At 68.0% G+C, this 25,397-nt stretch carries 19 protein-coding genes; 18 read left to right on the forward strand and 1 reads right to left on the reverse strand.

The genetic code is table 11. The features are described 5' to 3' along the window. Positions 1–12: 12 nt before the first annotated feature. From Pcatena_RS01680 to argH, 3 genes are all read left to right on the forward strand, one after another. A complete protein-coding gene (locus tag Pcatena_RS01680) occupies positions 13–765 on the forward strand; it encodes a TetR/AcrR family transcriptional regulator (protein WP_232619869.1) in 753 nt (250 codons plus the stop codon). Continuing rightward, positions 758–5,530 carry a 2-hydroxyacyl-CoA dehydratase gene (locus Pcatena_RS01685; RefSeq protein ID WP_126421057.1) on the forward strand — a complete coding sequence of 1,591 codons (4,773 nt, stop codon included), beginning with the start codon at positions 758–760 and terminating at the stop codon, positions 5,528–5,530. Before Pcatena_RS01680 ends, Pcatena_RS01685 begins: the two co-directional genes overlap by 8 nt. A gap of 147 nt (positions 5,531–5,677) precedes the next feature. Further along, positions 5,678–7,120: an argininosuccinate lyase gene (argH, locus tag Pcatena_RS01690; protein ID WP_126421059.1), complete on the forward strand. Its 1,443-nt coding sequence runs from the start codon at positions 5,678–5,680 to the stop codon at positions 7,118–7,120. A 143-nt stretch (positions 7,121–7,263) separates the two neighbouring features. On the opposite strand, the gene Pcatena_RS01695 is transcribed toward argH, so the two are convergent. Next, on the reverse strand, positions 7,264–9,432 hold the full coding sequence (locus Pcatena_RS01695; protein ID WP_126421061.1) for a transglycosylase domain-containing protein: 2,169 nt from the start codon (positions 9,430–9,432) through the stop codon (positions 7,264–7,266). Between the two features lie 240 nt (positions 9,433–9,672). On the opposite strand from Pcatena_RS01695, the gene Pcatena_RS08085 reads away from it, so the two are divergent. The 15 genes from Pcatena_RS08085 (at position 9,673) to Pcatena_RS01770 (ending at position 25,299) form a co-directional block, all read left to right on the forward strand. Beyond that, a complete protein-coding gene (locus tag Pcatena_RS08085; protein ID WP_172596341.1) occupies positions 9,673–11,238 on the forward strand; it encodes a DUF6056 family protein in 1,566 nt (521 codons plus the stop codon). A 1-nt stretch (position 11,239) separates the two neighbouring features. Further along, positions 11,240–13,045 carry a hypothetical protein gene (locus tag Pcatena_RS01705; RefSeq protein WP_126421064.1) on the forward strand — a complete coding sequence of 602 codons (1,806 nt, stop codon included), beginning with the start codon at positions 11,240–11,242 and terminating at the stop codon, positions 13,043–13,045. 18 nt (positions 13,046–13,063) lie between these two features. Next, the gene (gene tyrS / locus Pcatena_RS01710) at positions 13,064–14,278 is read left to right on the forward strand and encodes a tyrosine--tRNA ligase (protein WP_172596342.1); all 1,215 of its coding nucleotides are present in this window, start codon (positions 13,064–13,066) and stop codon (positions 14,276–14,278) included. A 229-nt stretch (positions 14,279–14,507) separates the two neighbouring features. Further along, a complete protein-coding gene (locus tag Pcatena_RS01715; protein WP_126421066.1) occupies positions 14,508–15,455 on the forward strand; it encodes a hypothetical protein in 948 nt (315 codons plus the stop codon). Positions 15,456–15,744: 289 nt separating this feature from the next. Continuing rightward, entirely contained in the window at positions 15,745–18,270 is a 2,526-nt protein-coding gene (locus tag Pcatena_RS01720) for a U32 family peptidase (protein ID WP_126421068.1), read from the forward strand. A gap of 102 nt (positions 18,271–18,372) precedes the next feature. Further along, the gene (locus tag Pcatena_RS01725; protein ID WP_126421070.1) at positions 18,373–18,669 is read left to right on the forward strand and encodes a NifU family protein; all 297 of its coding nucleotides are present in this window, start codon (positions 18,373–18,375) and stop codon (positions 18,667–18,669) included. A gap of 42 nt (positions 18,670–18,711) precedes the next feature. Then, positions 18,712–18,945: a NifU family protein gene (locus Pcatena_RS01730; protein WP_126421072.1), complete on the forward strand. Its 234-nt coding sequence runs from the start codon at positions 18,712–18,714 to the stop codon at positions 18,943–18,945. After that, positions 18,946–19,503 carry a dCTP deaminase gene (gene dcd, locus Pcatena_RS01735; RefSeq protein ID WP_126421074.1) on the forward strand — a complete coding sequence of 186 codons (558 nt, stop codon included), beginning with the start codon at positions 18,946–18,948 and terminating at the stop codon, positions 19,501–19,503. A 94-nt stretch (positions 19,504–19,597) separates the two neighbouring features. Further along, complete coding sequence (gene lgt / locus Pcatena_RS01740; protein WP_126423307.1) at positions 19,598–20,410, forward strand: prolipoprotein diacylglyceryl transferase; 813 nt, start codon at positions 19,598–19,600, stop codon at positions 20,408–20,410. Positions 20,411–20,599: 189 nt separating this feature from the next. Next, complete coding sequence (locus Pcatena_RS01745; protein ID WP_126421076.1) at positions 20,600–21,400, forward strand: YebC/PmpR family DNA-binding transcriptional regulator; 801 nt, start codon at positions 20,600–20,602, stop codon at positions 21,398–21,400. 154 nt (positions 21,401–21,554) lie between these two features. Then, positions 21,555–22,202 carry an Asp23/Gls24 family envelope stress response protein gene (locus Pcatena_RS01750; protein WP_126421078.1) on the forward strand — a complete coding sequence of 216 codons (648 nt, stop codon included), beginning with the start codon at positions 21,555–21,557 and terminating at the stop codon, positions 22,200–22,202. Positions 22,203–22,207: 5 nt separating this feature from the next. Beyond that, positions 22,208–22,585, forward strand: a complete 378-nt coding sequence (locus Pcatena_RS01755) for a DUF2273 domain-containing protein (RefSeq protein ID WP_126421080.1) — start codon at positions 22,208–22,210, stop codon at positions 22,583–22,585. Between the two features lie 66 nt (positions 22,586–22,651). Further along, a complete protein-coding gene (locus Pcatena_RS01760; RefSeq protein ID WP_126421082.1) occupies positions 22,652–23,179 on the forward strand; it encodes an Asp23/Gls24 family envelope stress response protein in 528 nt (175 codons plus the stop codon). 3 nt (positions 23,180–23,182) lie between these two features. Next, positions 23,183–24,559 (forward strand): MurT ligase domain-containing protein, encoded by a 1,377-nt coding sequence (locus Pcatena_RS01765; RefSeq protein WP_126421084.1) that lies wholly within the window; start codon positions 23,183–23,185, stop codon positions 24,557–24,559. Beyond that, on the forward strand, positions 24,556–25,299 hold the full coding sequence (locus tag Pcatena_RS01770; RefSeq protein WP_126421086.1) for a type 1 glutamine amidotransferase: 744 nt from the start codon (positions 24,556–24,558) through the stop codon (positions 25,297–25,299). The genes Pcatena_RS01765 and Pcatena_RS01770 overlap by 4 nt, the downstream gene beginning before the upstream one ends. The last annotated feature ends 98 nt before the right edge of the window (positions 25,300–25,397 follow it).

A 25,397-nucleotide genomic window follows, 5' to 3' on the forward strand; every position in this document is an offset into this window, starting at 1 on the left:
AAGGAGGTCCGCGTGTCAGACGTGCTCGCCAGCACACCCGTCGCGCCCCCTCGCCTCGACCGTCGCAGCCTTCGCAGCCGTGCGCGCCTTCGCGACGCGCTTGCCGCAGAGATCCAGGCCACCGGCGACCTGTCGCGCGTCACGGTCACGGCGGTGACCGAGCGCGCCGGGCTCACGAGGAGGACGTTCTACTCGCATTTCCATGACATCCCCGACCTCGTGGCCGCCGTCGAGGCCGATGCGCTCGCCGACATCCGCAGCCTCGTCGAGCGCATCGCCGCCTCGCACCTTGACGACCTCACGGCCGCGCTCGAGCGTCTCAAGCCCGCTCCGGGCGCGGTTGAGCTGCTGTGCTACTTCCGCGACAACGCCGCGCACCTCACGGCACTGCTCGGTGAGGGCGGAGACCCCGCGTTTGTCGAGAAGATCAAGGACGTGTGCGCGGACGCCGTGTGCGGTCGCGCCCTCGACGGCATCGACGCACGCGCCGTGGGGCCGTTCTTTGACTACTACCTGGCGTTCGCGGTCTCCGCCGAGGCGGGCGTGCTCACGCGCTGGCTCACGGGTGGCATGCGCGAGAGCGTGCAGACCATGGCGCTCATGATGACGGCGCTCACCTTCGTGCGCCCCGGCGACCTGTACGGCAAGACCATCGACCTCAACGTGCCGGCCTACGCGCTGGCGCTCATGCGTTCGACCGAATCGCAGACTGTCGCGGCGGGCGGGGATACCCGCCGTGCGGAAGGAGAGCCCAACCATGACTAACAACCCGGCAGCCTCCAACGCCGCCCAGGCCCAGGCGGCCCGCGGCATCGAGCTCGTCGCCAACGGCGCGGAGCTGCGCCCGGCGAGGACCACCGACTTCTCGCGCGCGCAGCTGCGCCTGGGCATCGACGTGGGCTCCACGACCGTCAAGCTCGCCGTCATCGACGAGCGCGATCGCATCGTCTACGCCAACTACCAGCGCCACCACACCGACATCCGCGCCACGGCCAAAGAGCTGTTCGAGGGCGCCCGCGCCGTGCTAGGCGACGCCTCCATGCGCGTCTCCATCACCGGCTCGGGCGGCCTGCTGCTTGCCAAGTGGCTCGACCTCGAGTTCGTCCAGGAGGTCATCGCCAGCAAGCGCGCCGTCGAGACCCTCATCCCCCAGACCGACGTCGCCATCGAGCTCGGCGGCGAGGACGCCAAGATCATCTACTTCGACAACGGCATCGAGCAGCGCATGAACGGCACGTGCGCGGGCGGCACGGGCGCGTTCATCGACCAGATGGCGAGCCTTCTGCACACCGACGCCGGCGGCCTGAACGAGCTCGCCAAGGAGGCCACGCACATCTACCCCATCGCGAGCCGCTGCGGCGTGTTCGCCAAGACCGACGTCCAGCCGCTGCTCAACGAGGGTGCCGCACCCGCCGACGTCGCCGCCTCGATCTTCCAGGCCGTCGCGAACCAGACCGTCTCGGGCCTGGCGTGCGGCCACCCCATCCGCGGCTACGTCGCCTTCCTCGGCGGCCCGCTGCAGTACCTCTCCGAGCTGCGCCACCGCTTCTACGAGACGCTCAGCCTGGACGAGGAGCACCGCATCGTTCCTACGAACGCCCACCTGTTCGTGGCCACCGGCGCCGCGCTTGCCGGCGAGACCGACAAGCACGTGACGTTTGCCGAGGTCATCGACGCGCTCGAGAACCTCGGTGACATGCAGGGCAGCGAGGTCCAGCGCCTGGACGCGCTGTTCGCCACGCCCGAGGAGCTCGCCGAGTTCCACGAGCGCCACGACGCGCAGGTCGTTCCCAAGGGAGACCTCGCGAGCTACCGCGGCCGCGTGTTCATCGGCATCGACGCCGGCTCCACGACGATGAAGGCCGCCGTCGTGGGCGAGGGCGGCGAGCTGCTCTACACCTGGTACGGCAACAACCGCGGCGACGTGCTGGGCACGGCGCGCGTCATCATGGACGACATCTACGACAGGCTGCCCGAGGGCTGCACGATCGGCCACGTCACCACGACCGGCTACGGCGAGGCCCTGCTCATCGAGGCCCTGCGCGCCGACTCCGGGGAGATCGAGACGGTGGCGCACCTGCGCGGCGCCAAGGCGTTCGTGCCCGACGTTGAGTTCATCCTCGACATCGGCGGCCAGGACATGAAGTGCCTGCGCGTGCGCAACGGCGTCATCGAGCACATCATGCTCAACGAGGCGTGCTCGTCTGGCTGCGGCAGCTTCATCGAGAGCTTCGCAGACTCCATGGGCCTCACGGTCCAGGAGTTCGCCAAGGCCGCCATGGGTGCCGACAAGCCCGTTGACCTGGGCAGCCGCTGCACCGTGTTCATGAACTCGCGCGTGAAGCAGGCCCAGAAGGAGGGCGCCACGGTGGGAGACATCGCGGCGGGGCTCTCCTACTCGGTCATCAAGAACGCGCTGTTCAAGGTCATCAAGATGCGTGACCCCGAGGAGATCGGTCGCTACGTCGTGGTCCAGGGCGGCACGTTCATGAGCGACGCCACGCTCCGCGCGTTCGAGAAGCTCACGGGCCGCGAGGCCATCCGCCCCGACATCGCCGGCTGCATGGGCTGCTACGGCGCCGCGCTTCTCGCCCGCGACCGCGCCGGCGCGGACGGCGTCTCCACGCTGCTCACGCGCGACCAGATCGACAACCTGCAGGTGAAGCAGACGAAGGCCCACTGCGGCCGCTGCTCCAACAACTGCCTGCTCACGATCAACAACTTTGGCAACGGCCACAAGTTCATCACGGGCAACCGCTGCGAGAAGGGCGCCGGCCACAAGCGCAACAAGGTGGAGGCCCCCAACCTGTTCGCGTTCAAGAACAAGCTGCTGTTCGACCGTCCCGTGCTTGACCCCAAGACGGCCCCGCACGGCACCGTGGGCATCCCCCGCGCGCTCAACATGTACGAGAACTACCCGTTCTGGCACGCGTTCTTCACGGAGCTCGGCTTCTCGGTGGTGCTCTCGGACCAGTCCACGAAGAGGACCTACGAGGCCGGCATCGAGTCCATGCCGTCCGAGTCCGTGTGCTACCCGGCCAAGCTCTCCCACGGCCACATCATGAACCTGCTCGAGAAGGACCCCGACTTCATCTGGATGCCCTGCATCCGCTGGGAGCGCCAGGAGGACGAGACGGCGGGCAACCACTACAACTGCCCCATCGTCATGAGCTACCCGCAGGCGCTGGGCCTCAACGTCGACGAGCTCGCCGCGCCCCAGGTGGAGTTCCTGGACGCCTTCGTGCCCTATGACGACAAGAGGGAGCTCAAGCGCCGCCTGTACGAGCTCATCTCCGTGCGGCGCGAGGCCGACGCCAAGGCGGGTCGCGGCCGCTTCCGCGGAGAGCACATCACCCGCACGGAGGTCGACCGCGCCGTGAACGCGGCCTGGGAGGCCGACCTCGAGTTCAAGCAGACCATGCAGCGCAAGGGTGACGAGACGCTCGCCTGGGTGGAGGCCCACGACGCCCACGGCATCGTGCTGGCGGGCCGTCCCTACCACAACGACCCAGAGATCAACCACGCCATCCCCGAGCTCGTGAACAGCTTTGGCTTTGCCGTGCTCACCGAGGACTCCGTGGCCCACAAGATGCGTCCCGAGCGCCCCATCCGCGTCGTCGACCAGTGGATGTACCACTCGCGCCTCTACCGCGCGGCGCGCTTCGTGGCCTCCCGCAACGACCTCGACCTCATCCAGCTCAACAGCTTTGGCTGCGGCCTGGACGCCCTCACCACCGATCAGGTCCAGGAGATCCTCGAGGCGTCCGGCAAGATCTACACCGTGCTGAAGATCGACGAGGTCTCCAACCTGGGCGCCGCGCGCATCCGCGTGCGCTCGCTCATGGCGGCCCTGTCCGAGCAGCGCGACGAGCTCGCCCGCGAGGTGGCCGCCGGCAAGCTCGCGCCCGCGGGTCCCGTGGACGTGCGCCGCGCCGACGGCTCGCTCGAGCGCGCGAAGGCGCCCGAGCAGGGCAGGCTGCCCGTGTGGCGCGAGGCCAAGAGCGCCGCGTTCAAGAAGGTGCGCTACACCAAGGAGATGCAGGAGAGCGGCTACACGCTGCTGTGCCCGCAGATGTCGCCCATCCACTTCGAGCTCATCGAGCAGCTGCTCGTGAACGCCGGCTTCAACGCGGTGCTTCTGCCCTCCGTCGACCACGGCGCGGTGGAGGCCGGCCTCAAGTACGTCAACAACGACATCTGCTACCCGTCAATCCTCGTCACGGGCCAGATCATGGAGGCCATCGAGAGCGGCAAGTACGACCTCTCCCGCACGGCCGTCATCATCTCCCAGACGGGCGGCGGCTGCCGAGCCACGAACTACATCGCCCTCATCCGCAAGGCGCTCAAGGACTCGGGTCATCCGGAGGTCCCCGTGGTGTCGCTCACCGCGGCGAGCGGCCTTGACGAGGACAACCCCGGCTTCAACGTCTTCAAGCCCGACCTCATCGTCCATGCCGTCTACGCGCTGCTCTACGGCGACCTCATCATGCAGGCGCTCTACCGCGTGCGCCCCTACGAGGCCCAGGCCGGTGCGGCAAACGCCCTGTACGACCAGCTCATGGAGCGCGCCAAGGTCGAGCTCGTGAGCTGCGGCCAGCGCGGCTTCCTGAAACTGTGCCAGGACACGGTGGACGCGTTCGAGACGCTGCCCGTGGTGGCAGACCGCTCCAAGCCGCGCGTGGGCGTCGTGGGAGAGATTCTCGTCAAGTTCCACCCCACGGCCAACAACGAGGTCGTCAAGGTCATCGAGCAGGAGGGCTGCGAGGCCGTTGTCCCGGGTCTGGTGGACTTCTTCCTCTTTGGCATGACGAGCCCCATGAACATGCGCGGCGAGCTTGGCACCAAGTTCCGCAAGCGCCTCACGCACCAGACGGGCATCAAGGTCATCGAGGCCATGCGCGAGCCCATCAACCGCATGCTCGAGAAGTCCACGCGCTTTGAGCCCTACCCCGACATCTACGAGCTCGCCGCCAAGGCCAAGCAGATCCTGTCTTTGTGCAACACGATGGGCGAGGGCTGGCTGCTCACGGCCGAGATGTGCGACCTCATTGAGACGGGCACGCCCAACATCGTGTGCTGCTCGCCGTTCGCGTGCCTGCCCAACCACGTGGTGGGCAAGTCGGTCATCAAGCGCCTGCGCGAGATGCACCCCGAGAGCAACATCGTGGCCGTTGACTACGACCCGGGCGCCTCGGAGGTCAACCAGCTCAACCGCATCAAGCTCATGATCTCCGTGGCCAAGGAGAACTTCCGCCGTGCCCGCGCGGCCGCAGCCGAGATGGGAGGGACCGCCGACAACGTGGCAGCCTTCCGCCTCGAGAACCCCGAAGACCCCACGACCCACGTCGTGGCACCGCTTGCGGGTGCGGACCTTGCCGATGACGCGTGCGAGGGCGGCGTCTGCGCCATGCCCGAGAGCGCGCTGCCCCTCTCGCGCGCCCAGCTCGACCGCATCGAGGCCGCGAAGGCCGCCGCTGCCGAGCGCGCCGCCGCGGCCGAGTCCGAGGCGAGCGGGGACGACGCGGAGTAGCGAGCCGTGGCGGGTCGGCCCGTCCCATTTCTGGCGGGCGTGCGGCCGCGCCCCCGCTACCATAGGAGCCAGAACGTCTGCCCGCCCGGTGCCAGCGTGCCGGGCGGGCCTTTCTCACACGACCCTTCGCGCAGGCAAGGACTGATCATGAGCGACAACAACGCAACACCTAAGACCGCCGCCGACGCCCCCAAGCCCCTGTGGGCAGGCCGCTTCTCCGCCGCCCCCACCGGCGAGCTCGAGCGCTTCGGCGCCTCGCTGCCGTTTGACAAGCGCATGTGGCGCCAGGACATCCGCGGCTCCAAGGCCCACGCCGCCATGCTCGCCCACCAGGGCGTCATCTCGCAGCAGGACGCCGACGCCATCCGCGCCGGCCTCGACGACATCGCCGGCCAGATCGAGCGCGGCGAGTTCACGTTCGACGTCGACCGCGACGAGGACATCCACATGGCCATCGAGCGCGTCCTGACCGAGAACATCGGACCTGCCGGCGGGCGCCTCCACACGGGCCGCTCCCGCAACGACCAGACGGCCGTGGACACGCACCTCATCGCACGCGACCTCGCCGACGAGATCCTCGCCTCGCTCGCCAAGCTCGAGGCCGTGCTGCTCGACCGTGCCCAGGGCGAGTTCGGCGTCGTCATGCCGGGCTACACGCACATGCAGCCCGCCCAGCCGGTGCTGCTGAGCCACCACCTGCTCGCCTACTTCTGGATGTTCAACAGGGACTTCCGTCGCGTGTCCGCCGCGCGCGAGGCCGCGAACGTCTGCCCGCTGGGCGCCGCGGCGCTCGCCGGCACCACCTACCCGCTCGACCGCCACATGACGGCCGAGGCCCTGGGCTTCTCGGGCCCCACGGCCAACTCCATGGACTCCGTGAGCGACCGCGACTACCTTCTCGACCTCATCTACGCCTGCAGCGTGTGCCAGGTGCACCTGTCCCGGCTGTGCGAGGAGCTCGTGTGGTGGAGCTCCGCCGAGTTTGGCTTCGTGGAGATGGATGACGCCCACTCCACCGGTTCCTCGATCATGCCGCAGAAGAAGAACCCCGACTTCGCCGAGCTCGTGCGCGGAAAGTCCGGGCGCGTCGTCGGCGACCTCACGAGCCTGCTCGTCACGGTGAAGGGCACGCCGCTCACCTACGACAAGGACCTCCAGGAGGACAAGGAGCCGCTGTTCGACGCCGCCGACACGGTGCTTGGCTCGCTCATGGCCTGCACGGGCATGCTCGCCACCTGCACGTTCAAGGAGGAGCGCATGCGCGAGGCCTCCCACGAGGGCTACATGGCGGCCACGGACCTGGCTGACTACCTCGTGGGCAAGGGCCTGCCGTTCCGCCAGGCACATGCCGTGGTGGGCCGCATCGTGGGCGACTGCGTGCGCGAGGGCGTGACGCTCCAGCAGCTCAGCACCGACGAGCTTCGCAGCTACTCCGAGCTGTTCGACGACGACGCCCATGAGGCGCTCGACATCGACAGCATCGTGCGTCGCCGCACCACGTTTGGTGGCACGGGCCACGAGGCCGTGCGCGCCCAGCTCAAGCTGGCGACCGAGGCCCTCGAGGCCGACGAGGCCGCGCTGGGCGAATAGCCACGGCGCCTTCCGGGTGGCGAGACGTGGCGGCTGCGTGTCGCCTCGCCACCAACCCCGGTCCCAGCGCTGGCCCAGTCATTTCGTCATGAGAAAGGCCCCGTCCCTCGTGCGAGGGACGGGGCCTTGTGCTGCCGCAGGCGCTACTCCGTGGTGCCTGCGTCTCCGCCTGGCGTGGGCGTTGGGTCGGGGGTGGGTTCGGGCTCGGGCGTGGGTGTCGGGGTTGGGGTCGGGGTCGGCGTGGTGCCGCCGTCGCCGCCCGCGGTACCGCCGTCGCCGCCGGTGCCCGTGGTGGTCTGCTCGCTCTCGGTGTTCTCGGCCGCGGCCTCCTCGGTCGTGGCCTCGGTCGTGGCGGCCGTGCCGTCATTTGCGGAGGACGCGGTGTTGGAGAACTTCCAGGTGCTGTTCTCCTTGTAGGTGGGGTTCGCGGCGTTGGCCATGGGCCAGTCCGCACGTGGGGTGTCGGCGAGCACCGTGTTCACGAAGTAGGCGAAGGCCCTGTTGGACGTCTCGGCTGGGTGCTTGCCGGTGCTGGAGTCCGAGCTCTTGTAGCCCGTCCAGATGGCGACGGACAGCTGCGGGGTGTAGCCGCAGAACCAGAGGTTCTCGGTGTTGTCCGTGGTGCCGGTCTTGCCGGCGACGGGCTGGTTGATCGTGAGCATGGAGTTCATGGCGCTGGCCGTGCCGTTGGTGACGACGCCCTCGAGCACCTCGGTGGCCGCCTTGGCCACGCCCTCGTCGAGCACGCGCGTGGGGCTGTCCTTGTGCTCGTAGACGGTGTTGCCGTTGCGGTCCTCGATCTTGGTGATGGCAACCGGGTCACGGTGCTCGCCTCCGTTGGCGAGGCATGCGTAGGCCTCGGCCATCTCGAGCGGGGAGGTGAGGTTGGCGCCAAGGATTGTGGAGCCATAGGGCTGCAGGTCAGACGAGACGCCCATGTCCTTGGCGGTCTGGACTACGTTGTCCACGCCCACGGCCATGCCCACCTGGACGTAGCCGGTGTTCGAGGACTTTGCCGTGGCGTCCGCGAGCGAGATCGTACCGTAGGACGTGTTGGCGAAGTTCTGGACCTTCCAGGAGTTGGTGACCTGGATGGGGGAGTTGCAGTTGAGCATGATGTTGGGGTTCATGCCCTGCTTGAGCGCCGTGACGAGCGTGAACATCTTGAAGCTCGAGCCCGTCTGCTTGAACGCGTTGCTCGCGGCGTTCACCTGGGCGCTGTCCGAGTCTGCGTAGAAGTCCTTGCCACCGACCATGGCCTTGATGTAGCCGGTGGTGGGGTCGATGGCCACCAGGGCGCTCTCGAGCTTGGAGTCGCCGGTCTCGTCAAGCATGCGCGTCACGGCGTCCTGCGCGGCGTTCTGGGTGGTGGGGTCGAGCGTCGTGTAGACCTTCAGGCCGCTCTGCACGATCGTGTCCTGGGAGAAGTCGCCCTCGAGCAGGCCCTTGACGTAGTTGGTCCAGAACGGGTAGGTGCCCTGCTGGTCCATGCTCGTGTCGCCGAGGTTGAGCACGAGGTCCTCGGCCTGCGCCGCGTCGTGCTCCTCCTGCGTGATGTCGCCGAGGCGCAGCATGTTGTCAAGCACCTTGTTGCGACGCTCCTTGGCGGCGTCGGGGTTCTGCGTGGGGTCGTAGTAGGACGGCGAGTTGGGCAGGCCGATGAGCGTGGCGGCCTCGGCGAGCGTGAGCTCGCTCGCGTGCTTGTTGAAGTACGTGAGGCTCGCCGCCTCGATGCCGTAGGCGCCGTGGCCGTAGTAGATGGTGTTGAGGTACATGAGCAGGATCTGGTCCTTGGAGTACATCTTCTCCATCTCGACGGCGATGTAGGCCTCGCGCACCTTGCGCCTGATGGTCTTGTCGAACTGCTCGTCGGAGAGCACCGTGTTGCGCACGAGCTGCTGGGTGATGGTCGAGGCACCCTCCGAGCGGCCCGCGAGCTGCGAGAACACGGCGCGGATGATGCCTGCCGGGTCTATGCCGTTGTGGCTGTAGAAGCGCTCGTCCTCGACGTCCACCGTTCCCTTCCACACGTAGGGCGAGACCTCGTCCTGCGAGATGGAGCGGCGGTTCTCGAGGTAGAACGTTGCGATGGTGTTGCCGTCCGCATCGTAGACCTCGCTCGGCTCGGCCACGAGGTAGGCGTCTGCCGAGGTGTAGTCGGGCAGGTCCTGCAGCCACGACTCCACGACGGCGCCGAGCGACACGGCAACGGCGATGGCCAGCAGCGCGAGGAAGCCCATGACGCCGGCAAGCGAGAAGCCGATGATGTGCGTCTTGGCGTGGGCGCGAGCGCGTCGGTTGCGAATTCCCATGCAAACCCTCCAATGCGGATACATAGACTGTTCCATTATCCGTCAAAAACCCTCGTGGGATGCGCGCGCGTTGGAGTCAACGCCGCGTCCACATGCCTTGGGGGCGGATCCGGGGCCGCTGATTTTGCCACTCGCGGTAGGCCGACGCGAGAGGGGCGTCCGTGGGCGTTGCGTGGGGCGCGCCAAATTTGTCCGGTGCGTGTCATAGACTTGTGCGAGTGCAAAGCGAGGGAGGGGCGCATGGCGTCGGACAGGACGATAACCGAGAGGCGCACGAGCGTGGCGGTGGGTGCGATGGGGGCGGCCGTGCTCGTCGCCGTCCTCGTGCCGCTTCTGCTCATCAGCGCCTACAACCACTCCTACGCAGACGACTGGCACTATGGCGTGTGGGCCCACCTGGCGCTGCAGCAGACGGGCAACGTTGGCGTGGCCATCGTCACGGCCCTTCAGCAGGTGGGGAAGGCCTGGTTCGACTGGCAGGGCACCTACTCGGCGATCTTTCTCATGGCCATCGAGCCGAGCGTGTTCGGCGAGCAGTGCTACGTCATCGCCGCCCCGCTCGTCATGGCCTCGCTCGTGGCGGGGACGCTGTTCTTCTCCCATGTCGTGCTCGTCGAGCTCATGGGTGCGGACCGCGGCTCGTGGATCGGGCTGTCGTGCCTCGTCGTCGCCGTTCAGCTGCTGCTGCAGCCAAGCCCCGTCGAGGGCATCTTCTGGTTCAACAGCGCCGTGTACTACACCACCTATCACGCCGCGGCCCTCGCGCTCGTTGGCTGCGTGCTGCGCGTGTGCGACCCGCGCCGCACGAGCCGCCCCGTCGGCGCCATGGTGGCGTCGTGCGTGCTCGCGGCGTTCGTCGCCGGGGGCAACTTCGTGACGGCGCTCGTGACCGCCGAGGTCATGGTCGTCGTTCTCGCCGTGCTCATCTACCAGGGCAGGCGCTGCGCCACTGATGTCCTGCCCGCGTTTGCCCTCATGGTGCTCGGGCTTGCGCTGTCGCTTGCCGCGCCGGGCAACGAGGTGCGCCAGCAGACGCAGTTTCCCGACGACGGTCTTGGCGTGGCGCAGACGGTCCTGCAGTCCTCGGTCGCGGCGTTCCAGTATCTCCAGCAGTGGTCGAGCGGCCTGGTGGTGATCCTGGCCGCCGTGAGCGTGCCCATTGCCGTTCGCGCGTGCGAGCGCGCCGCGGCCCGCGGCTGGACGTTCAGGTGGCCTGCGCTCGTCGTGGCCGCCTCCATCGCCCTGTTTGCCACGAGCTTCACGCCCACGTTCTGGGCGCAGGGCTCGGTTGGGCCGGGCCGCGTGCAGAACTGCCGCTTCGACCTGTTCGTTGTGCTCGTGGTCGTTGACGTGTTCTGGGTGTGCGGGTGGCTGGCCGCCAGGCGTCGCGCCGCGGGCATGGGCGCCGCGCGTACGCAGGTCATGAGCGGCGTCGCGCTCGCGTGGGCGATGGCACTCGCCGTCGTGGTCCTCGGGTGCGTCGTGGGGTCCATGGCCGCGGACAAGGACCTGGGCGAGGACCTCTCGAGCGTCTCGGCGGCTCGCTCGCTTGCCTCGGGCCAGGCGGCTGCCTATGGCGAGCAGGTGTGGGAGCGCCTTGACTACATCGAGTCCTCGGACGAGGACAGCCTGCGCGTTCCCTACTACACCGACGTCCCCCACGTGCTGCTCATGGGAGACATTCGCGACAACATGGACAACTACATCAACTATCGCCTGTGCCAGTGGTATGGCAAGGAGTCCATCGTGGGCTACCATGCCGCGGTGGGCACGGGCCTTGGGACGGCGGCCTCCGATGCGTCGTAGCTTGAGGGCCGGGGACCTCGAGTGCGTTGCCGCCGGTCAGACGGGCGTTGGGCGCGCAGGTGGCGAGGGACGCCTCGGCGGGGCCGGCAGGGTAGGTGCGGCCCTCGCGCGCGTGGGGCTTGCGATGAGCGCGTGCTGCCTCGGCGTCGTCGTGCTTGTCGTGTGTCTCTCGACCGTGTGGCTCATGGTCGGCGCCGACGACGGAAACCTTACGCAGAGCATGTCGATCCGCACGTGGCTTGGCGCGGACACGCGCCTGGACCTCGCGCTTGGCCTCGTGGGCGCGATCGTTGTCCTGGCACTGTGTCGTTTGGCGCGGAGCTGTGGCCGCATGCTCGACGGGCCATCCGCGACGCGGGCGCTCGTGGTGGGGACGCTTCTGTTTCAGCTCCTCGTCATCCTCGCGCTGCAGGCGCGCGACACCTACTGGGGAGACTCGTGGATGGTCTCCGACTTTGTGGACAAGGCCCTGGCGGGCGGCGTGACCTCCCTGTTCCGCGGCCCGTATCGCACGCTGTTCTACGACGCGCGCCTGTACTTCTCGTGCTATCCGTTCCAGGCGACGTTCTTCTGGCTTCTCTACGGCTTGCGCCTCGCCTTTGGCGACCTCGCGTTCATGGCGTTCCAGGTGCTGTCCGCGCTTTCGACGTCGCTGGGCGTCTGGGCGCTCATGTCGCTCGTGGGAAGCCTCACGAGCTCTGCCGGTGCCCGCCGCGTGGCGTGGGTGCTCGTTGCCCTGTGCCTGCCCATGTACTGGCTGTCGACGTTTCTGTACGGAAACGCCATGGGCTGCGGCCTTGCGCTGGCGTTTCTCGCGATGCAGGCGCGGGCGATGGGCGAGCGCGGGCGCGCTGCCGCCGGGTGGTGCGCCGGCTCGCTCGTGCCGCTTGCGCTGGCGCTGTGCGTGAAGGCGACGTTCGTGCTGTTTGCGATCGGGGCCGTTCTCGCGTGGCTCGTCGTGGCGCTGTGCCGCGGGCGGGCGTGGGGGCTCGTGGGCTGCGTTGCCGTCGTGGCGTGCGCGCACGCGCTGTCGGGCCTGCCGTTCTCGGCGCTGCGGGCGGCCTCGGGCGGCTACGAGTTTGGCGAGCCGCTCACCACGCTCAACCACATCGAGCTCGGGCTGCGCATGGGCGCGGGCGAGTTCTACGTGAGCGTTGACGGGGGCGTCTACGAGTACGCGCCCGGCGGCTGGTCCAACCACGCCAACGCCGTGTGGCAGGCCTCGGGCGAGAACGCCGACGTGCAGAACGAGGTTGCCACCCACGAGCTTGCCGCCGACGTGCTCGGCTTTGCGAGCCACCCGCTCTCTGCGGCGCGCTTCTTTGCCGTGAAGCTCGCGACCGAGTGGGCCGACCCAACCTACCAGTCCCTGTACTACCTGTCCATGTGCGGCAACGCCGCCGGCGCGCGCGTGAACCCCGCCGACGAGTCCGCGTCGCTGGGCATCGCGTGCGCGAGGCTCACGAACCTGCTCGACGGCTATCAGACCGTGACGTTTGCCGCCGCGCTTGGCCTTCTCGTGCTTGCGTGTCGGCGATGGGGGGACGGCCAGGACGGGCCGGCGCCGCTCGAGGTACGCGCGTCTCGCGCGACCGCGCTGCTTCTCGCGGCCGTGTTCTTCACGGGCTTTGGGTGCTACCTGCTGTGGGAGGCAAAGGCCGTCTACGTCCTGCCGTTTGCCATTGCGGTCATTCCGCTTGCCTCGGCGGGCCTTTCCGCAGCGTTGCGCTACACTAACCGTTTGTTCCCGCACCGTCGGGAGGCTCGTAAACCAAGCACCGCTCGCGGTTGCGAGCGAGGGTGCTAGCCGCATATTGGAGGAACCGTGCTCTCAGTCGACGAACAGATGAAGGTCATCGCCTCTGGCGCCGCCCAGATCGTGCCCGAGGCCGAGCTTCGCAAGAAGCTCGAGCGTGGCGTGCCGCTCAACATCAAGCTTGGCGTTGACCCCACCAGCCCCGACCTGCACCTCGGCCACGCCGTGCCCCTGCGCAAGATGCGCCAGTTCCAGGACCTCGGCCACCAGGTGACGCTCATCATCGGCAACGGCACCGCCCTCATCGGCGACCCGTCCGGCAAGAACTCCACGCGCCCGCAGCTCTCGCAGGAGCAGATCGAGGCCAACGCGGAGACCTACGTCAGCCAGGCCATGAAGATCCTCGACCCCGAGAAGACCAACGTCGTTCACAACGGAGACTGGATCCTCTCGCTCGACCTCAAGGGCATGCTCGAGCTCTGCAGCAAGTTCACGGTGGCTCGCATCCTGGAGCGCGACGACTTCACGAAGCGCTACCAGTCGCAGACGCCCATCGCGCTGCACGAGTTCCTCTACCCCGTCATGCAGGCGTACGACTCCGTCCAGATCAAGGCGGACGTCGAGATGGGCGGCACCGACCAGCTGTTCAACCTGCTTGCCGGCCGCGAGCTCATGGAGAAGATGGGCATGGAGCCGCAGATCGCGCTCACGATGCCGCTGCTCGAGGGCACGGATGGCGTCCGCAAGATGTCGAAGAGCTATGGCAACTACGTGGGCCTCACCGACGAGCCCGCCGACATGTACGGCAAGCTCATGAGCATTCCCGACACCATGATCGGCAAGTACTACCGCCTTGCGAGCACCCTGTCGGTCGATGAGGTCGACAAGATCGACGCCGCGCTCGCCGACGGCTCCGCCGACCCCTACGAGCTCAAGCGCGCCCTGGCCGCCAACATCTGCGACCTGTACCACGGTGCCGGTGCGGGCGAGGAGGCTGCTGCCGAGTTCACGCGCGTGCACTCCAAGCGCGAGATGCCCGAGCAGATCGACGAGGTTTCCGTCGAGGTTGAGGTTGGCGACGACGGGCTCGTCTACCTGCCGCGCGTGCTTGTTGCCGCTGGTCTCTCCAGCTCCGCGAGCCAGGCTCGCCGCGACATCGACGGCGGCGGCGTGCGCATCGACGGCGAGGCCCTGCCGGCCAAGAGCTACAACGTCGACCCTGCCCTCGTGAAGAAGGGCGCCATCCTCCAGGTGGGCAAGCGCCACTTCGCCCGTCTCGCGTAGGGGTCGCTTCACTCGTTGTCTCTCTGGCGTCCCGTGGGCCTCGTGCTCGCGGGACGCTTTTTGTTGGGCCCGCTAGCTGCCATTTTGCTGGTTATCAACATGGGCTTTGGACGATTGCGCGCCAAACCTGGCAAATCCTGTTGGATTTCTGCAAGGTTTGCGTTTGACGGTGTGGGACTTTCCCGCGAGTCTCCCGGCGCCAGCGGTGCGGGCGCGCTAGCCTTCCCACATGGACATCTGCCTGTGCGACATATCGGCGCTTGAGCACGTCCGCTCGAGCGGTACGCTCCTGCCGGAGCTGCTCGACCGTCCGCGCGCGTCGCGGCTTGAGGGTTGCGGCGTGCCCGGCGGCGTTGAGCTGGACGACCTCGTGGTGGGGCTTGGCCTGCGCACGAGGCCCGTTCACCTTCTGGTGCCGGACGGTGTCTCGACGCACGGGCGTCCCGGCGTGGCGCGTCACCGCCGACGTGCCGCTCTGCCCAGGGGATCGCTCATCCGCGTTGCGCCCAACGTGCTCGTGACGGGTCCCGAGCTTACGCTCTGCCAGCTTGCCGCTCGCGGCGACTATGATCTCGTGGATGTGGCGAAGCTTGCCTTCGAGCTGTGCGGGACCTATCTGCTTGACCAAGACCCCAACTCCTGGCAGGGCTTCGTCAACAACGAGGTCTCGGCCACGACGGTGAGCCGCATCGGTGCGGCTGCTCGCTCGCTCAAGGGCTCGAAGGGCGTTGCGAGAATCAATTCGATGCTTCCCTACGTGCTTGACTCGTCTCACTCGCCCATGGAGACGGCGCTTGCGATGCTTTTCGTACTTCCTCAAAAGCTTGGCGGCATCGGGCTCAAGGGAGCCCGCATGAACTATGCGATATCTGGTACAAACCGGCTCATGGACCTGGCGTTTCCCGGAGATAGGGTTGGCCTTGAGTACAAGGGAAAACAGTATCATGCAATAGAGCAGAGCGGCCGTGATGATCGTCGCCAGAACGAGATTGCCGGCCGCGGCTGGACGATTCTCAACGTTTGGCACGAGGACCTGTGCGATGACAACCTATTTGCTCTTCTTGAGGACTCGCTTCTCAGGGCCCTTGGCCATCGCTTCAGGCCATCTGCTGCGTTCTACGAGCGACAGAGGCTATTGCGCTCTCGACTGGTGCCCGGATTGCGCTCCTTTTCATAGCGTCTGAGAAGCTCCTGATCGTCTTTTTGTCACAAAAACAATCATGTGTGCGCTGAGGTGGCGTCGCAGAACAGATTATTGGCCAAATGGTGGCAATTAAGCTATCCCTAAATTTAATAACAAGCCTTTGCTGGGTGGAATGGCGGTCCTTGGCTTGCAGAAGCGTGGCTATATCGCACACATGATTGGTTTTGTGACAATTGGCGTTGGCTGAACGGTCCAGTACATCTGCACCACCGCACCTTGCTGCGCTATTGTTATCAGGTTACATCGGCAGATGGAGGACTTGATGACGATGGAGCTTCTGGCGCCGGCCGGCGGCGAGGAGCCGTTCCGTGCGGCGCTGGCCGCAGGGGCGGATGCCATTTACTGCGGCGTGGGCAACGACTTCAATGCCCGTCGCGGTGCGAACAACTTTACCTATGACGCCTTCGAGCGCGCGTGCCGTGCCGCGCACCTCGCGGGCACGCGCGTGTACGTGACCATCAACGTCGTCGTTCGCGACGAGGAGATGGACCGGGCGCTCGCGCTCGTGCGCTCGGCGGCGCTTCGTGGCGCCGATGCGTTCATCATCCAGGACTGGGGCCTGTTCGAGGCCATCCGGCGCACGTGGCCCGAGCTCGAGCTGCACGTCTCGACCCAGGCGAACGTCCACGACGCCCGCGGCGTGCGCTGGGCGCGCGAGCGCGGGGCGCACCGCGTGACGCTGTCGCGCGAGCTGTCGCTCGCCGAGATCGGGCACATCGCCAAGGAGGGCGTCGAGCTCGAGGTCTTTGGCCATGGCGCCCTGTGCTACTGCTACTCGGGCGTGTGCCTGATGTCGAGCATGGTCGGTGGCCGCAGCGCCAACCGCGGCCTGTGCGCCCAACCGTGCCGCCTGCTCTACGACCTCGTTGACGAGAGCGGTCGCAGCGTCTCTGCCCCGGGCCGCACGCGTCCGCTGTGTCCCAAGGACGCCTGCACCGCCTCCGACGTGTCCGCGCTCATGGCAGCCGGCGTGGGCTCTCTCAAGGTCGAGGGCCGCATGAAGGCACCCGACTACGTGTGGAGCGTCGTCGGCGCCTACCGCGAGCAGATCGACTCCGTGCTGGCGCACCCCGAGGCGTCCTCGGCCGAGCTCGGCTCAACGCCGGTGCCCGCCGAGGTCGCACGCCGCCTCAAGCGCGCGTTCAACCGCGACTTCACCGACGCCTACCTGCGTGGAAGCGCCGATGACGAGATGATGAGCTACGAGCGCTCCAACAACCGCGGCGAGCTCGTGGGCGAGGTCCTCTCGAGCTCGGGCGGCCAGGTCCAGCGGCGTGACGGCAAGGGCAACCTCCACAAGGACCCGCGCCAGGACAAGCGCAGTGCGCGCTGCACCGTCACCGTTCGCGTGGACGAGCCCGTGGGGGCCGGAGACCTGCTCGAGCTGCGCCCCGTCGACAACCCGGACGCCTTCCTCACCGCGACCGTTCCCGCCGACGTCCCCGCCGGCGGCACCGTCGAGTGCCGCGTTGCCCGCCCCATGCCCAAGGGCTGTCCTGTGCGCGTCATCCGCAGCAAGGCCGCCCACGACGGCAGCGCCGCCGCGCTCGCGCGCGAGGTCTGTCGCCGCCGCAAGGTCGACGTCCGCATCGTCGCGCGGACGGGGGAGCCGTTTTCCGTGGAGCTTGCCTGCGTCGACGGCCCGGCGCTGCCGGACGGCTCGATGCCCCGAGCCCAGGCGAGCGGCTTTGTCGTCGAGCCCGCGCGAACGAAGGCCGTGAGCGCCGAGGACCTCGTGGAGCATGTGGGCCGCATGGGCTCCACGCCCTTTGAGCCGCGCGGCTTCGACGTGGAGCTCGACGAGGGCTGTGGCATGGGCTTCTCGGCCGTCCACAAGGTGCGCGCCGCCGCGTGCGAGGCGCTCGAGCGGGCCATCCTGGCGCCGTATGCTGAGCGAGCCGTCGCGCTTGCCCCCGTGCCGCGGGAGTCCTCGGCGCGCATCGCCTCGTCTCTCGTGGCCGCGCCGGCGTCCAGGCCGTGTCCGCCCCGCTCAGCCGAGGTGTGCGTCATCGCGCCGACGCCCGAGGTCGCCGAGGCCGCCATCGAGGCCGGCGCCACGCGCGTCTACGCCCAGACGGACGACCTCTCCATGCTCGACGGCTGGCCGGCCGGTGCCGTTCCCGTCCTGGACGAGGTGTGCCGCGAGCCGGACCACGAGCGCCTTGACCGTTGGGTCGAGGCCGGCGCTCCGGTGGCCGTCGGCAACGTCTCCGAACTCGCGCTTGCCGTCGAGCGCGGTGCGCTGGCCGAGGTGCGCGGCTGCATCCCCGTCCACAACGAGGCGTGCCTCGCCGTGCTCGAGTCTGCCGGCGCCGCGGGGGTGTGGCTGTCGCCCGAGCTCACGCTCGAGGAGGTCTGCCACCTGGCATCGCGTGCAACCGTTGCTGCGGGCCTCGTCGTCTCCGGCAGGCCGCGCGTCATGACGAGCGAGCATTGCGTGCTCAAGGTCGCCGACGCCTGCGTCCACGACTGCGCCCGCTGCGGGCTGCGTCGCCGTCGCCTGTCGCTGCGCGACCGCGATGGTCGCCTGCTGCCCGTGCGCACGGACCTGCACGCCCGCTCGCGCATCTACGACGCCGTGCCGCTCGACCTGACGCCGCAGGTGGGGGAGCTCATGTCCGCCGGCGTATCCCGCCTGGCCGTTGACGCGACGCTGCTGGACGCCTCCGAGGCGTCGGCTGCCGTCGAGCGCCTCGTGCGCGCGATTGCGGCGGTGGCCGCCGGTCGCAAGCCGGCCGAGCGCGAGCGCCACGCCTCGAGCGGTCACCTCTTCTGGGGAATCGGGTAGCATCAAGACTGCGCGGCCGCGCGCTCGGCCGCCCGCGCCGCCTCTCGCGGCCGAACGAACATGACGAGACACCCGGCCGCGCGCCGGGGAGAGGGGATAGACATGGCAGACGTCGAGAACACCACCGCGCCCGAGGCCAAGGCCGAGGACAGCAAGACCGCCAAGATCGACCACCGCCTGCTCGAGGACGTGCTCGACGCCATCCGCCCGAGCTTCCAGGCGGACGGCGGAGACGTCGAGCTCATCGGCGTCGACGACGAGACGGGTGTCGTGACCATCGAGATGACGGGGGCCTGCGCCGCCTGCATGTTCGCCTCCTCCGACATCTCCGAGGGGATCGACACCATCATCAAGGAGCACGTCCCCGGCGTCACCGCGGTGCGCCCGGTGATGTACTAGCTGCAGACTCTTGGGCGCCCAGGCGCCCGGACGGGAGGGACCATGGCGGTAGACGTAGAGCTTCTCAGGGTCGTGCTCGATGCCGTGCGCCCGAGCCTTCAGGCCGACGGCGGCGACTGCGAGCTCGTGGGCGTTGACGAGAACGGCGTCGTGTCGCTCGAGCTCACGGGTGCGTGCGCCGGTTGCTCGCTTTCCGACGTGACGCTGTCGCAGGGCATCGAGCGCGTCCTCAAGGACAACGTCCCGGGCGTCACGCGCGTCAAGGCGGTGATGTAGATGGTGCTGTCCGACCGCGACATCAAGCTCGAGCTCGCGCAGGGCCGCATCGTCGTCGAGCCGCTCGACCTGGCAGACGTCCAGCCGGCCTCGGTGGACGTTCGCCTGGGCTCGAGCTTTAGGATCTTCCGCAACTCCACGCACACGTTCATCGACCCCACGACCGACCAGCCCGAGCTCACGGAGGCCATCGAGGTGCCCGAGGGCGGCCAGTTCGTCCTGCACCCGGGCCAGTTCGTGCTCGGGACCACGCTCGAGCGCATCGCCGTGCCCGACGACATCCTCGGCAAGCTCGAGGGCAAGTCCACGCTCGGCCGTCTCGGTCTCATGATCCACTCCACGGCCGGCTACGTCGACCCGGGCTGGGACGGCGAGATCACCCTCGAGCTCTCCAACGTCGCCACGCTGCCCATCGTTTTGCATCCGGGCATGCGCATCGGTCAGATGTCGTTCGAGCGCATGTCGAGCCCGGCCGAGCGACCGTACGGCTCGGCGGGTCTCGGCAGTCACTACCAGGGCCAGCGCGGCGCCGCGGCGGCCCACACCCTCACGCGCTAGCCCAGGACCCGTCCTTGCGACGGGTCCCATCATGTGCCGCCTCGCAATCGTCGCAGACGCCCACGTGGCCGCGTCGCGGCAGGAAGGGTACGAGATGCTCAACGAGCTCTACCACAGCCTCAATCCCATCGCCTTCACCCTGGGCCCGCTGCAGGTCCACTGGTATGCCCTCGCCTATCTCGTCGGCTTCGTGCTCGCGGGCGTCGTGGCGTACCGCGTGGCCAGGCGCTGGGGCCTTGACCTTTCCGCCGAGGACGTCACGAACGTCGTCGTGGGCATCGCCTGGGGCATCATCATCGGCGCCCGGCTGTTCTACGTCGTGTTCTATGGTGATGGCTATTACCTCGCGAACCCTCTCAAGGTCTTTGCGCTCGGCGAGGGCGGCATGAGCTTTCACGGCGGCCTCGTGGGCGCCGTCGTGGGCGGGGCCATCATGTGCCGCGCCTGCCACATCTCCATCGCGACCTTCTGCGACCTGGGCGTCATCGGCGCCCCGCTCGGCCTGTTCTTTGGCCGCTGCGCCAACTTCGTGAACGGCGAGCTGTGGGGCAAGCCCACGAGCCTTCCGTGGGGCGTGGTGTTCGAGACGGGCGGCGGCGTGGCGCGTCACCCCAGCCAGCTGTACGAGGCCGTGCTCGAGGGCCTCGTCATCTTTGCCGTGCTGCTGTGGATGAGCCGCAGGCGCCCGGCGCGTCCGCAAGGCACGTTCATGGGGACGTTTCTCGTGCTCTACGGCGTGTTCCGGTTCCTCATCGAGTTCGTGCGCGTGCCAGACGCCCAGCTCGGCTACCTGCTTGGCCCCATCACGATGGGCCAGCTGCTGAGCGCGCCGCTCGTCGTGGCCGGCATCGTGGTGCTCGTCGTGGCGCATCGTGCCCAGCGCCCGCAGGTGGGCCACGTGGCGTAGCCGCCCGCGAGGCGTCCCAAAAGTCTCTGACGCCTTTGGGAGACCTTTGCGCGTGCGCCATGCGAGAAAAGGGCTAATATAAGCAAGTTGCGTGCATGTGTCGCTTTGGCGTATGCTCACGCAGTCTAGCTAGAGGTCTTGCGCGTCGGCCATAGGGACGGGCGCGCTGCGGCAAGTAAGGAGACGTGCATGTCCGGACACTCCAAGTGGGCAACCACCAAGCATCGTAAGGGCGCGCAGGACGCCAAGCGCTCTGCCCTGTTCTCGAAGCTCTCTCGTAACATCACCGTTGCTGCCAAGCTCGGCGGCGACCCGCTTCCCGAGAACAACGCCTCGCTCGCCGCGGCCGTGGCCAAGGCCCGCATGTCCTCCATGCCCAAGGACCGCATCAAGGCCGCCATCGACAAGGCCTTTGGCGCCGGTGCCGATGCCGCCGTCTACTCCGAGGTCACCTACGAGGGCTATGGTCCCGCCGGCGTCGCCGTCTACGTCGACTGCCTGACGGACAACAAGAACCGCACCGCCGCCGACGTCCGCTCCGCCTTCACGCACTCTGGCGGCTCGCTGGGCACCACGGGCTCCGTGGCCTTCCAGTTCGAGCGCAAGGGCTCCATCGCCGTCGACAAGGTCATCAAGTCCGACGACAAGAAGGTCGCCGACAAGGAGAACGCCGTCGACGAGGACGAGTTCATGATGGCCGTTGCCGAGGCTGGCGGAGACGACTACGAGGACGCCGGCGAGGAGTGGGTCGTCTGGACGGCCTACGACAAGATGCAGGAGGTCCAGAAGGGCCTCGAGTCCCAGGGCATCGAGGTCAAGGGCTCCGAGCTCACCATGGTCCCCACCACCCCGACGCAGGTCTCCGTCGCTGACGCCAAGAAGGTCCAGCGCCTCGTCGACCGCCTCGAGGAGCTCGAGGACGTGCAGAACGTCTACCACACCATGGAGATGACCGACGAGGTCGTCGCCGCTCTGGAGGAGGACGAGTAGGGCAGTCGCCCCTCGCGCGCGTCGCGGTCCTGCCCGGCGCGGCTCCAGGCAAACCCGCTGCCGGACAGTTCGTGTCCGATATTCGGGGTATCCTAGTGCTAACGCGCCCTGGTCGTCAGGCCGGGGCGCTTTTCTATCTGAGGGAAGAGGTCTCATGGGCGGTCTCAGACGCTTCATCCTGTTCGTGTTCTCGCTCGCGGGCATCGCGTGCCTCGCGGCGCTCGCGCTGCCGTGGTTTGGCCTGTTCCCCGATGAGATCGCGATGCTCGAGGGCCTTGACTGGTACGTCACGGCGGTCGAGGTCTGCCTCGCGATGACGGCTGCCTGGCTCGCCTTCGAGCTATTGCGCTCGCTCTTCTCGCGCAAGCGCCGTGACGCCATCTCGGTCATGGACGTGGACGGCGGCGCCATCACCGTCACGAAGAGCGCCGTCGCCTCCCAGGCCGCCCACATCGTCGAGGCACTCGGCGTGGGCGAGGCGCGCAGCGTGGACGTCTCGGCCTCGCGCTCGGGGCAGGTCCGCGTGGACGTCAAGGTGACGCCGTTCGAGTCCATCGACGTCACGGACGAGGCGCCCACGCTGCACGAGGGCCTCGTCGCGGGGCTCTCGGCCATGGTGGGCGAGCACCTCGGTGCCGTGAACGTCGAGTTCCTCGAGCCCCAGCACGCCAGCTCGCTCGTTGTGCTCGACGAGCAGGGCGAGGGCGACGAGGACGAGGCGTACGCCGGTGAGGAGCCTGCGGCCAGCTCTGATGACACGGGTGACATCACGATCCCGATGAACGTCGAGAGGGAGGCGTGATTCCCATGGCAAACGAGAAGGTCCAGGCTCGCATAGAGCCGGCGCCCCGCCCGGCAGCCGCGCCCGAGCCCGAGCCCGCGCCGCGGCCTGATGCGCAGGCTGTCGCCGCTGCCCCCTCGGAGGTCACCGTCCGGGAGGAGGCGCCGCAGCCGGGCGCGTGGACGCGCCTCTCGACATGGTTCGCCACGACGTTCCCGCATAGCCGCAACGCGGTTCTCGGCGGCATCTGCGGCCTTGTGGTGGCGCTGCTGCTGTTCTCGGTCGGCCTGCTCAAGACGCTCGTCATCGCGCTGCTCGTCACGATCGGCGTGGCGTGCGGCCAGTACGCAGACGGAGACCCCAAGCTCGTGAACCTCGTTCGCGAGCTCATGAAGCGCCGCTAGCCACCTCGGCGGGCGAGCGCGTGCAAGATTAGGTATGAGACCCACCCCGCGAGGATTGGAGTCAGCATGAGCACGAAGGAAACCACGCAGGAAGAGACCGTCGACCAGACGCCTGGCGCCGAGCCTGCCGAGGACTCCACGGGCGTCCTCGCAACGAACGACTCCGGCGACCTCATGTATTCGGACGCCGACGAGGACCTCGACAGCGAGGACTCGCTCACGTTCTCCAACGGCGTCATCGAGAAGATTGTCGCCATCTCCGTCCGTGACGTCCCGGGCGTCCTTGGCATGAAGGGCGGCTTCATCAACCGCGTTCAGGAGACGTTTGGCGCCTCTGACCCCACGAAGGGCGTGTCCGTCGAGGTCATGCCTGACAGCTCCGTGCGCGTGAACATCTCCGTGCTCATCGAGTACGGCGCCTATGCACCGCAGGTGTTCGAGGACGTCAAGAAGGTCGTCGTGAAGCAGGTCGCCGGCATGACGGGCCTTGAGGTGGGCGGCGTCAACCTGCGCATCGAGGACGTCCTCACGCCCGAGGAGTACGAGCACATGCAGGGCGCCCGCGAGGACGACGAAGCCGAGCCGGAGGAGTAGCGCGTGAGCCTGAGAAGCTCCATAGCGCGGGGTGCCGGCCGCCTCACGGCCGGCCTGCTGCACGCGGCGGGCCGCTCGGCCTCGCAGCTGCCGGGCCGCGTGGCCCTCGCGATCGATCCCGCCGCCATCGCGGACCTGGCACCCAAGCTCGTCCACGGCTCAATCGTCGTGTGCGGCACGAACGGCAAGACGACGACGAACAACGTGCTCGCGAGTGCTGTCGAGGCTGCCGGCGCGCGCGTGCTGTGCAATCGTGCCGGCGCCAACATGGCCCCCGGCGTGGCGGCGGCGCTTTTGCCGGGCTCCTCCGCGGACTGGGCCGTCATCGAGGCCGACGAGCTGTCCACCATCAACATCCTGCCCGAGCTGCGCCCGCGCTACCTCGTGCTGCTCAACCTCTTCCGCGACCAGCTTGACCGCGCCGGCGAGATAGACCGCGTGCAGGACGTCATCGCGAGCGCGCTCGCCGCAAGCCCCGAGACCACGCTCGTGGCCTGTGGCGACGACCCGCTCGTCATGGGCGTGGCGCACCGTGCGCGCAGGGCTGGCACGCGGGTGCTCACGTTTGGCATCGGCGAGGATCTCCACCTGCCGGCCGACCGCGTGCCCGAGGCGCGCTTCTGCCAGGTGTGCGGCGCCGAGCTTGCCTACGACTATCGTGCCTATGCCCAGCTGGGCGCCTTCCGCTGCCCCAAGGGGGACTTCTGCCGCCCCGCGCTGGACTGGCAGGCCACGGGCGTCGAGGTGGGGCGCACGGGCGTGAGCTTCACCGTGAGCGGCACGGACCTGCCTGAGCCCGTGCGTATCAGCGCGAGCTTTGGCGGCGTGTACATGGTCTACAACCTCATGGCCGCGTTCGTGGGCGCGCACCTCGCCGGCGTGGATGCCCAGACGTTCCAGCGCACGGTGGACGGCTACCACCCCGAGAATGGCCGCCTGCAGCGCTTCCGCGTGGACGGTCGCGAGGTCGTCCTCAACCTCGCCAAGAACCCCACGGGCTTCAATCAGAACATCTCGCTCATGCTCGCGGACGACCGCAAGAAGGCGGCGTTTTTCGTCATCAACGACGACTACAACGACGGCAAGGACATCTCCTGGATCTGGGACGTGGACTTCGAGCGCCTTGCCGTGGGCGCGCCCAAGCGTGGCGGCGTGGTCGAGGAGGGCGACCTTGCGGTCGTCGCCGGCGGGCACCGCGCCCATGACGTGCGCGTGCGCATGAAGTACGCGGGCATCACGGCGCCGGTCGCCCACACCGTGCGCGAGGCGCTCGATGCCGTGGCTGACCTTCCGCTCGACGAGCCTCTGTACGTGCTGACGAACTACTCGGCGCTGTGGCCGGCCAAGGCCGAGCTCGAGAAGATGGGGGAGCGCCTGTGAGCGAGAGGACCCTGCGCATCGCGCATCTCTACCCTGAGCTGCTGAACCTCTACGGAGACGGCGGCAACATCCTCGTGCTGAGGAAGCGCCTGGAGTGGCGCGGCATCGGCTGCGAGGTCCGGGAGGTCCACATCGATGACCGCCCGAGCTTCTCGGACGTGGACATCGTCTTCATCGGCGGTGGCTCGGACCGCGAGCAGCGCATCGTGTGCGAGCACCTGCTCGCCGAGCGCTCTGAGCTCGCGGCCTACGTCGAGGATGGCGGCGTGCTTGCAGCCGTCTGCGGCGGCTACCAGCTTCTTGGCCACTCCTACCTCATGGGAGACGAGAAGGTCGAGGGCCTCTCGCTCGTTGACCTGTATACGGATCGCGGCAGCCCTCGCCTTATCGGAAACATCGCCATCGAGAGCCGCATCTCGGCACAACCCATCGTGGGCTATGAGAATCACGGCGGCCGCACGCACCTGGGAGAGGGCGTGGAGCCGCTTGGGCGCGTCGTCCATGGCCACGGCAACGACGGCGAGAGCGGCTACGAGGGCTGCCTGTACAAAAACATCGTGGGCACCTACATCCATGGGCCGCTGCTGCCCAAGAATCCCGGCGTGGCCGACTATCTCATTGGGCGCGCGCTCGAGCGCCGTTATGGCGACGCCGTGCTCGAGCCGCTCGACGACGCGTTTGAGCTCGCGGCCAACGACACCATGTACCAGCGCCTCGTCTCGGGCGAGGAGAAGGAGTAGGGGCGGCGTAATTTGATGCGAAGCGAGGGCGAGGGGCTTGCGGGCCTCTCGCCCTTTTTTCGTGCGCGGAGGCGTTGGGCGTTTCTCGCGCTTCTCAT

Origin of the sequence: Parolsenella catena (genome assembly GCF_003966955.1) — a bacterium.
Taxonomy (GTDB): Bacteria; Actinomycetota; Coriobacteriia; order Coriobacteriales; family Atopobiaceae; genus Parolsenella; species Parolsenella catena.